General features: G+C 52.3%; 9 protein-coding genes. 2 read left to right on the top strand and 7 right to left on the bottom strand.

The features are described from left to right. Together ACLTXB_RS10310 and ACLTXB_RS10305 are read left to right on the top strand one after the other, a co-directional pair. On the top strand, positions 1-474 hold a 474-nt coding region (locus ACLTXB_RS10310), incomplete at its 5' end, for an SDR family NAD(P)-dependent oxidoreductase (protein WP_428226926.1). 215 nt (positions 475-689) lie between these two features. Further along, positions 690-1,316 carry a GNAT family N-acetyltransferase gene (locus tag ACLTXB_RS10305; protein ID WP_428226925.1) on the top strand — a complete coding sequence of 209 codons (627 nt, stop codon included), beginning with the start codon at positions 690-692 and terminating at the stop codon, positions 1,314-1,316. Positions 1,317-1,376: 60 nt separating this feature from the next. Here the strand turns inward: ACLTXB_RS10305 and ACLTXB_RS10300 are convergent, their stop codons facing one another. The 7 genes from ACLTXB_RS10300 to ACLTXB_RS10270 all read right to left on the bottom strand — a co-directional run bounded on the left by ACLTXB_RS10300 (position 1,377) and on the right by ACLTXB_RS10270 (position 8,522). Then, complete coding sequence (locus tag ACLTXB_RS10300; RefSeq protein WP_428226924.1) at positions 1,377-2,252, bottom strand: helix-turn-helix domain-containing protein; 876 nt, start codon at positions 2,250-2,252, stop codon at positions 1,377-1,379. Between the two features lie 91 nt (positions 2,253-2,343). Continuing rightward, positions 2,344-3,951 carry a DUF4368 domain-containing protein gene (locus tag ACLTXB_RS10295; RefSeq protein WP_428226923.1) on the bottom strand — a complete coding sequence of 536 codons (1,608 nt, stop codon included), beginning with the start codon at positions 3,949-3,951 and terminating at the stop codon, positions 2,344-2,346. 107 nt (positions 3,952-4,058) lie between these two features. Continuing rightward, the gene (locus ACLTXB_RS10290; protein WP_428226922.1) at positions 4,059-4,358 is read right to left on the bottom strand and encodes a hypothetical protein; all 300 of its coding nucleotides are present in this window, start codon (positions 4,356-4,358) and stop codon (positions 4,059-4,061) included. Positions 4,359-4,375: 17 nt separating this feature from the next. Further along, on the bottom strand, positions 4,376-5,641 hold the full coding sequence (locus tag ACLTXB_RS10285; protein WP_428226921.1) for a plasmid recombination protein: 1,266 nt from the start codon (positions 5,639-5,641) through the stop codon (positions 4,376-4,378). 351 nt (positions 5,642-5,992) lie between these two features. Continuing rightward, positions 5,993-6,214, bottom strand: a complete 222-nt coding sequence (locus ACLTXB_RS10280; protein ID WP_428226920.1) for an LLM class flavin-dependent oxidoreductase — start codon at positions 6,212-6,214, stop codon at positions 5,993-5,995. 423 nt (positions 6,215-6,637) lie between these two features. Then, positions 6,638-7,933, bottom strand: coding sequence for a DNA primase family protein (locus ACLTXB_RS10275; protein ID WP_428226919.1), 1,296 nt, complete (start codon positions 7,931-7,933; stop codon positions 6,638-6,640). Beyond that, positions 7,911-8,522 (bottom strand): CHC2 zinc finger domain-containing protein, encoded by a 612-nt coding sequence (locus ACLTXB_RS10270; protein WP_428226918.1) that lies wholly within the window; start codon positions 8,520-8,522, stop codon positions 7,911-7,913. The genes ACLTXB_RS10275 and ACLTXB_RS10270 overlap by 23 nt, the downstream gene beginning before the upstream one ends. Between the last annotated feature and the right edge of the window lie 122 nt (positions 8,523-8,644).

The following is an 8,644-nucleotide window of genomic DNA, read 5'->3' as shown; positions in this document are numbered from 1 at the left end:
CTGGACGCCATCGAGAAGATCAGCGATGAAACCATCGACCGCCTGGTGGACACCAACACCAAGGGCACCCTTTACCTCACCCGGGAGGCCGCCAAGGTGCTCATGGCCAAAAAGAGCGGTTCCATCGTCAATGTGGCCAGCGTGGCAGGCTACTGCGGCAACGGCGGCGCGGCCTATGTGGCCAGTAAGGCAGCCATCATCGGCCTGACCAAGAATATTGCCATGCGGGGCGCTTCCGTCAATGTGCGCTGCAACGCGGTGTGCCCTGGCACGGTAGCCACTCCCATGACCGCCGGCCTCAACCCTGCCAACCTGGACCCCGATATGATGGGCGCCATGGCTAAGCACGCCGACCTTACCCTGCCCGTGTGCCAGCCTCAGGATGTGGCTAATCTGCTGCTGTTTTTGGCCAGTGACGAGTCCAAAGCAGTGACCGGACAGGTGCTGGTCATCGACTACGGCGCTAACCTGTAAGTTTTTTCTTCTGCGGACCTGCCTGATTTTCCCTGCTTGCCGGGATTTGAAAGAAATGGTATGATACCTATACCGGCTTTGCCGGAATATCAAGTTCAGGAGACATGCTGTTTGAAACGAAACAACACCTTGGAGATTGTGCCCTGACCGGGAGGCCGGAGCACGATCCGCAGGCCTCCCAATATTGAATCCACAATATTCAGGAGGAAACAATCATGAAGCAACATAACATCATCATCCGCCAAGAGACTCCCGCAGACTATGCCGCCGTGGAGCACCTGACCCGGGAGGCATTTTGGAATGTGTACCGTCCCGGCTGTCTGGAGCACTATGTGGTCCATGTGCTGCGCAATGACTCCGCCTTTGTGCCTGAGCTGGACCTGGTCATGGAGCAGGATGGAGCGCTCATCGGCCATGTCCTGTATATGCGCGCCATCATCAAGGCCGACGACGGTCGGGAGATCCCTATGATGACCTTTGGACCCATCAGTATTCGCCCCGACCTTCAGCGCCGGGGATTGGGCAAGTATCTGTTGGACTACTCCATGGAAAAAGCCAAGGAACTGGGCGCCGGTGTTCTGTGCATCGAGGGAAACCTGGATTTCTATGGCAAATCCGGCTTTGTTTTGGCCGGGACCCGGGGAATCCGCTACCACGGGGAACCGGAGCAGGAACTGGTTCCATATTTTCTGCTGAGAGAGCTCCGTCCGGGCTTTCTGGACGGCGTGACCGGCGTCTATCATACGCCCCAAGGCTACTATGTGGATGAGGCTGCGGCCGAGGTCTTTGACCAGAGCTTTCCGCCTAAAGAAAAATTGAAGCTGCCCGGGCAGCTGTTTTGAAGCAGAGAAGAGGGACTGCGGCATATGCCGCAGTCCCTCTCTTTTCTTTTTGGGAAAGTCTCAGCCCTCTTCCCGGAGCAGCGGACGAAGCTGTTCATACTCCGGACTTCCCCGGAAAAAGGCAAACTCTTCGCTGTGCTCCAGGTCGTCCGTAATCCGGTCATAGAGAGATTGGGCCAGAGCAGCCAGATCCCCGTCTCCCATGTGGCGGTAAAGAGGACACGTCTGGGGAGTCCAGGGTTCTTTCAGTACAGGAAGAATGTGGCGGAGGGCAGACAGACAGGCAGCCCTGTCCTGCCGGAGAGAGGCCAGCTGGAATTTGGCGGTGTAGGGGATCCACTGGGTTACATGGAGCAGGCTGGAGACCTGCTGATAAGTATCCGCACAGAACTGGGCATCCTGTGGGCGGCCCTCTTTTTCCGCAATTTCCATCAGATGGATCAACGCCGTTTGCAGCTCTGTGGCACTCTGAAGGATCCGGCGCTCCCAGAGCCGCTGGGCATCCTCCCATTTTTCCTGCTGGGTGTAGAGGGTGGCCAACTGCTCCTCTTTATCGATGCGGGTGGATGGGATGGTATTGATAAGCTCTTCCGCCCGGGTGAAATCCTTCCGGTTGCGGTGATAGGCGATGCACATGGCCAGGGCGGCATCCCGGATTTCCTGTGTCTGGCTGTGGGACATACTCTCATAAAAGGGGATCAACCGGTCGGTATAGGCGTCCGGGTTTGGAACGCCGTGGAGGAACCTGGCGCCGTCCAGATAAAAGATAACCGTGTAAATCAGCTTTTCGCAGGTGGGGTACTGATGGATCTGGTCCATGGCCCGCTGGAACGCGGCGTCATAGCTCTCCTGAGAGATCATGCGGTCCAGTTCTTCCAGAAAACGGGCAATCTCCTCGTCGGTCAGTTCCTCTTGGAAGGACAACAGGGTATTCAAATCTGTCCTCAGCACCCGGGCCAGAGCGGGCAGGGTGGTAATGTCCGGGTAGGTGGTCCCGGTTTCCCAAAGTTAAGGATATGGATACAGGTTAATCAATTTTGCCGATAAAGCGGTAGTAAATCTCAATCTCCTGCTCTCTCATACCATCCGAACCTTTGGTGGCCTCGTGAATCACAATCTTCTCAATCAGGGTATTGAGAAGTTCAGCGGTCAATTCCGTGGGATTGGCGTACTGCTTGATGAGAGAAATCCACTTTTCGGCATCCAGAGCCGTCTGCTGTTCTGCTGACAGTTCCGCTTGCAAGCGGCTGATCTTTTCCTCCAGCTCCAGCTGTTCTGCCTGGTACTTTTTCGTCAGCAGATTGAAGTTATATTCGGTGATGCGTCCGGCAGACCAGTCCTCGTACATTCGGACGAATTTTCCGTCCACTTCTGCCTTGCGCTTTTCCGCCCGTTTCAGCTCGGATTCTTGACGCTTGGCAGCAGTCACGCGTTCCCGGTCACCGTTTTTCAAAATCTGCTGCAAGAGTTTTTCTTCGCTCAGCTGCGCCCGATGGGACCAAAACTGGATTCTGGACAGCACATAGACATAGAGCGTGTCATAGCGGATATAATGCGCCGAGCATTGTGTCCCCATCTGTCCGTACTGGCTACAAGTGAAATGGCTGTACGGCGTTTTATTCTGCCGGTTCGTGCCGAAGCGCATAGACCAGCCACAATCTGCACATTTTACAAGACCGGCGAAAATCTGCGTTGTGGCATCCTTCTGCTGCCGTCTGCGGCTGGCGATCTGCTTTTGTACCTGCTCAAACACATCCCGGCTAATGATCGCCTCATGGGTATTTTCCACCCGAATCCATTCTTCTTTCGGCTTGCGAACCTTTTTCTTGTTTTTATAAGAGATATTGGTCTGCTTATTGTGTACGCTGTTGCCGATGTAGGTTTCATCTTGCAGAATACTTTTGACCTGAGCAATCGTCCAGGCATAGGATTTTTCTTCCGGCGCATTGGCATAGATATTGGCGAAAGTTCCATACCGCTGATAATTGAGCCAGCCCGCAGTCGGGACTCTCTCTGCAATCAGGGTCTTGGTGATCTTCGCTGCACCCGCTCCATGAAGCGCAAGGTCAAAGATTTTCTCGATGATCCAGCGGGTTTCTTCGTCTATGGCCAAAGTGTTTTTGATTTCGGGATGGCGGATGTATCCCAGCGGCGCATAGGCAAAAGTGCGTTCTCCTGCGGCAAATTTGGCACTGAGCGCCGTTTTCACCTTGCGGCTGGTATCCTTTGCAAACCATTCGTTGAAAAGGTTCTTGAACGGCACAAAATCCGAAAGCCCTTTTTCTGTGTCCTCGTTTTCGGCCACGGCAATGTAGCGGATTTGCTTTTCCGGGAACACAAATTCCAGATAGTAGTCCATCATTACGTGTTCACGGCCAAAGCGACTGAGATCTTTGGTAACGATGCAGTTGACCTTTCCGGCCTCCACATCATCCATCATCCGCTGAAAGCTGGGACGCTCAAAGTTCGTTCCGCTCCATCCGTCATCGACATATTCGCCATACACCGAAAGACCATGTTCCTTTGCGTACTGCTGCAAAATAGTGCGCTGGGTCTCGATACTCACGCTGTCGCCATAGTTTTCGTCGTCACGGCTGAGACGCATATAGAGTGCGGTATTGTAAGGTTGTTTCACGGTAAAAATCCTCCTTCTAATCGAAACAACCCACGCTTACAATACTTCTGCTTTTATTATACCGTAAGCGTGGGTGTGGTTCAACGACATTTTGTTGTGGAATGGGTTTATCCGGCGTTGCGGGCAGCATACTGGATCACATTTTCAATCAGCTTGTCCATGGGTTTGCCTGCCTGGGAGAAATGCTCGGATACCTGAATCCGGGTATTGCCGCAGTAAAAATATTGAATACCATCCGGTTCTGTGACATAGACCGAGGTGTTTTCCAGTGTCGGTTCTGGTTCATCCTCCCAGCTGCGCCATTCTTCCAGAGTTTCCAACGGCGGCTCAAAAATCGGTTCAAAGCAGGATTCAATGTCGATATAACCATAGTCGGGTTCGCTCATAAAATCTTTGTGTTTTCTCATGCAGTTTCCTCCATCAATTAAAGTTCCATATCCTGCGACTTACGGCGGGAAGGTTGATCGTGCTGCCTTGTTTGTCGGGTTCGGGTCAAAATGGCATCAATAAAAGCCCGCACCTTTTCGGGTGCGAGCTTGATAGCTTCCAGATAGGGCCGTGCCTGTTCTTTCAGCGACTCATATCGCTGTTTCCAGACAGCGGCACTTTTTTGTGCGCTTTGCAGTTTTTCTTCCAAACGGCTGTTTTCCGCCTTGGCAAGAATCCCATTGACCGCATAATCCTTGAGTGTGCTGCACTCGGATGGGGTCAGAGTGATATTGCCGGTGATCGTCTTTTTCCCCATGGAGCGGATTTCCTGTACGGTTAAGGCAGCGGTGCGCTGTTCTTTGGTTTGCTTTTGCAGGGATTGCAGCTCCTTCTGCTTTTTCTCAACAGCAGCCTGTGCAGTGTCCAGTGCCTGCTCCGTCTGAGCGATTTGAGCGGTCACATCTTCCAGCCGCTGCTGCTCCTGTACCACTTTGAACTGGGTCACAGTCAGATGTTCTTCGGTGCTGCCACGCTCTCCACGCTCCACATCGGTATATCCGGCAGCTTTCATATAGTTGAAGAAATCGTCTTGCAGGACACTGTACGATGTCCGCAGGACTTTCTTGCCCTTGGAGGTCAGAAGCGGATTGCCCTGTTCATCCAGAGCAACTTTGGATTCCCACTTTTTGCTCCGGCTGACCTGCATAATCGTTTCCTTGACCGTGCCCACAAGGGACTTATCCTTGCACCGCTTCGACCAAAGAATTTGTTTTTCTACCACCGGGACATAGACCACATGAAGGTGGTAGTGATACACATCCTGCCCCAGAGCTTCCGACATAGCCCGGTTGCGCTCGTCGGCGTGCATGACGGCAGAGAGGATATACTGCTCACCGCCCACGATCTCTACGGCAGCTTTGTATGCGTCGGTGTAGAATTGCTTGGCATACTCGTATCCACCGTGGTTGTGGAAGTAAGCGGAGTTCACATCAAAAATCAGCTCCCCATATTTCACCGCATCGGCTTTCAGGCCACGGGTGGAGATGACGCCATCGGCAATCATTTGATCGAACATAGCGGCATAGCTGTCGGTGGGAGCTTTGAAGTGGATATTCCGGTAGGTCTGGGTGGTATCAATATCCTGGTTGGAGTAGCTGTCCTTTTCTCGTTCGTTATGTTCCTGAACTTTTGCCACATCATCAAGGGTGGGCAAGTCCTGGTTACGGGCAAAGGTGCGGTCGATTCCGTCGTTTCTGGCCATAAAAATCAGCTCCTTTCCGTTGTATGGCAGACGGCTGAGGGACGGGGATGCACTTCCTGCGGGAAGTGTAATAACCCACTATGACACTTTCATCCCTAAGGGCTGCAAAGTGCCGTGGGCTCTCCGAGGGGGAATGCGGCATCTGCGGATGCCTTGCCGCCTTTAGAGGTTTGTGTGTGGTACCCAAATCCTCAAAAGGCGGTGTGACCGACAGCCTCTCCGCAATCTCGATTGCTTCATTTCTGCCGCTCACAGGCAGAGCAGATTTTGCAAATCCACTCTGCCATCCATCTCCAAATCTGCAGATTTGGAGATGGGGACGGGAGATACGGTGGGTAAGAACGGCGGACATTATTTGTCCCTCCGCTTCTGCCATACGAGATCATAGCCAAGGGCATCGGCGAGTTGTACCGCCTCCACATACCGCAGAGACTCCCGCTGGAGCTTGTTGGACAAGTTGGAAACGCTGTCGCTCCAGCCGTAATCCTCAGAAAGCTGGTCAACGACTTCCTGCATCGTGTAGCCGGAACGCACGATGTATGACTTGATTTCATTTCTCAAATTGGATTTCATAGAAAACACCTCATTCTTTCATGAAATGGTTTTACCGTGGAGCATACACGCTGCACGGTACAGTAAATCTTGATTACTTCTTAAAAATCACTCAGGATTGCGTCCATGAAGAACTGTCCGTAACAGCACCCCATCGACTTTGCGATTAGGTGGGCTTGCAAGCGAAACCGTGAAAATAGCCACTCTTCCGCATACCAGCGTCACTGTTTCGCAAATCACCGAATGATGATTTGCGTTCTGTTTACGGCAGTGTTTTTCACTGTTTGCACAACCATTGATTGGAAAGTGCGGATTTTAGAGCGTCCTCTGAGCCGAACAATAAAAAATGAGCTTCGATTTTTTGCGTTCGTGCGTTCCTTCGTTCCACAGGCTGCACCTGATCAGGAACGCATGAACGCACGAACAGAAGGTTTTGAAATTTCATTACAACTCCATAGGCGAGAGCAGAACATAAATGCCCATATATCCCCGGCACCGCTTTCCGCCGCCGATGTGCAGATTGCTGACAGGCTCTAAATTGTAGCGTTCTGCATTTTGGCTGAGCTGATTTGCGAAGCTCTTTGGGGACAGTGGGTTTTCTGCGTTGTCCTCACACCACCGCTTATAGGCTGTATACAGATTTTTGGTGCTGGCTTCATAGTCGGCCTTGAATGCCACATAACCCTCAGAATCGAGAAAGTCCAGAATGTTGTTGGCATCCCGAACAGCGGAAGAGATATTGTCCTTGGCTCTCTGGCTGATGGTAAAGTGATAGTGGTTAGCAATCAGCCGCCGCAATCCCTCCAGCATCCAGAGGAAGATCCCCTCTTTTTCGGCAATCAGTTTCTCGGCAAGAAACGGATCATCGAACCGGTCCGCAGGCTTGTCTTTGGTGGTCAGAATGATTTGGCGGCGAAAGAAACCGTCGCTGCGGTCATGAAGTGCAGTCAATGCCCCGTTGCCGAAGCAGAGGAAGCGAACATAAAGCAGCCCCTGATAGCTCTGTTCTTTCTTCCGCTCCAAATCCATCCGCAGTTCTGCTGTCACGATGGATTTTACATAGTTGGTCTTGGTCAAGGCATTCATGTCCAAATCATCGTCCAGCATGAGCAGCTTGCCCTCCAGGTCGGCTCTGGCGAAACGACTGTTCTCTACTTTCTGGATGGAAGTGGTATTCATGTTGAGCCCGAAAATGGCGTTCATCACCACACCGATCCGGCTTTTGCCCTCGCCGCCCTTGCCGATCAGCATGAGCATTTTCTGTCCTTTGGTGGATGGAATCAGGCAGTAGCCCAGATACTCCTGCAAGGCGGGAATATCCTCCGGCTCCAACAATTCCGAAAGGAAGCGCAGCCAGTGTTCCGGTGCAGGAGCATCTGCCCGATAAGACACCGACAGGCGATTGCTGCAATACTCTTTTTTCTCTGTGAATGTACCGTCCAGAAAACAAGTGCCGTTCGCCACATGGATGCGGTCACATTGCAGGGGCAAAGGGTCTGCGTATGCCGCCAGCTTCAACGGCTTGAGCACCTGTTCCACCGTCTGTGCGACCTTGTCATGCAGCCAGGGCGAGATTTCCTCATAAATCATTCTCTTCAATTTGCTTTCATCCGGCAACGGGCCTTCCACAGTATAAAAGTGGTCATTGATACAGCGCATTGGATGCCGGGACAGGAAATCCCGGCAATATTCCGGCTCGATGATTTTCCCTTTCTCATCAATCCAAACAGGGTTGTTCATGGTATCGCTCCTCTCTCAGGCGGGCCTGTAGCTTGCGGATGTATCCATCTGCTGTTAGTTCGCTCACGACTTCGCCTCGTTCATAGGAATCGCCTTGCAGCAGGATGTCCAGCTGATACTCTGCCCATGGCAGACGGTGGCAGGCTTCCACAAACCGCTCGTCCGGCACATCTTCCGGCGCTTGCGGTGCATACCGTTTTTTCCAATCCTGGAGCAGCCGCCGATACTCGTTCAAAACAGGAAAGCACAGCTGCTCGTTCTCACGAAGCTGCTGTGCTCTGGTTTTGTGTTCATTTTTCCGGCGAATGGCTTCCGGCAAGGGCTTGTCCGGTGCAAGGTGAAAGTCCGATGCCAGTTTTCGGGCCGCATCATACAGCCGAAGGTCAAACAGTTTGGCGGTCAGGTCGATCACATCCCCATGCTCCCCACAGGCAAAACAGTGGTAGTGGTCATCCGATACATACAGGCTCGGATGACGGTCATTATGGAACGGACACAGTGCCATGCCATGGCGGTTGACGTCGATTCCATACGCCTGCGCTGCTTCCTGTGCGTTAATACTGGCTTTCACCACTTCAAATAGATTCATACAGATTCCCTCCATTTCCTTTTTGATGGGGCAGTTTTTTCACCCCTCTGTATAGGTTATGGGGAAAATCGAAAAAAACAGGCTGATGGCATGACAAGCCGTTTTCAAAAAACATGACAAGA

Source organism: Flintibacter sp. (assembly GCF_046973065.1).
This window is presented reverse-complemented; position numbering and strand designations above follow the sequence as displayed.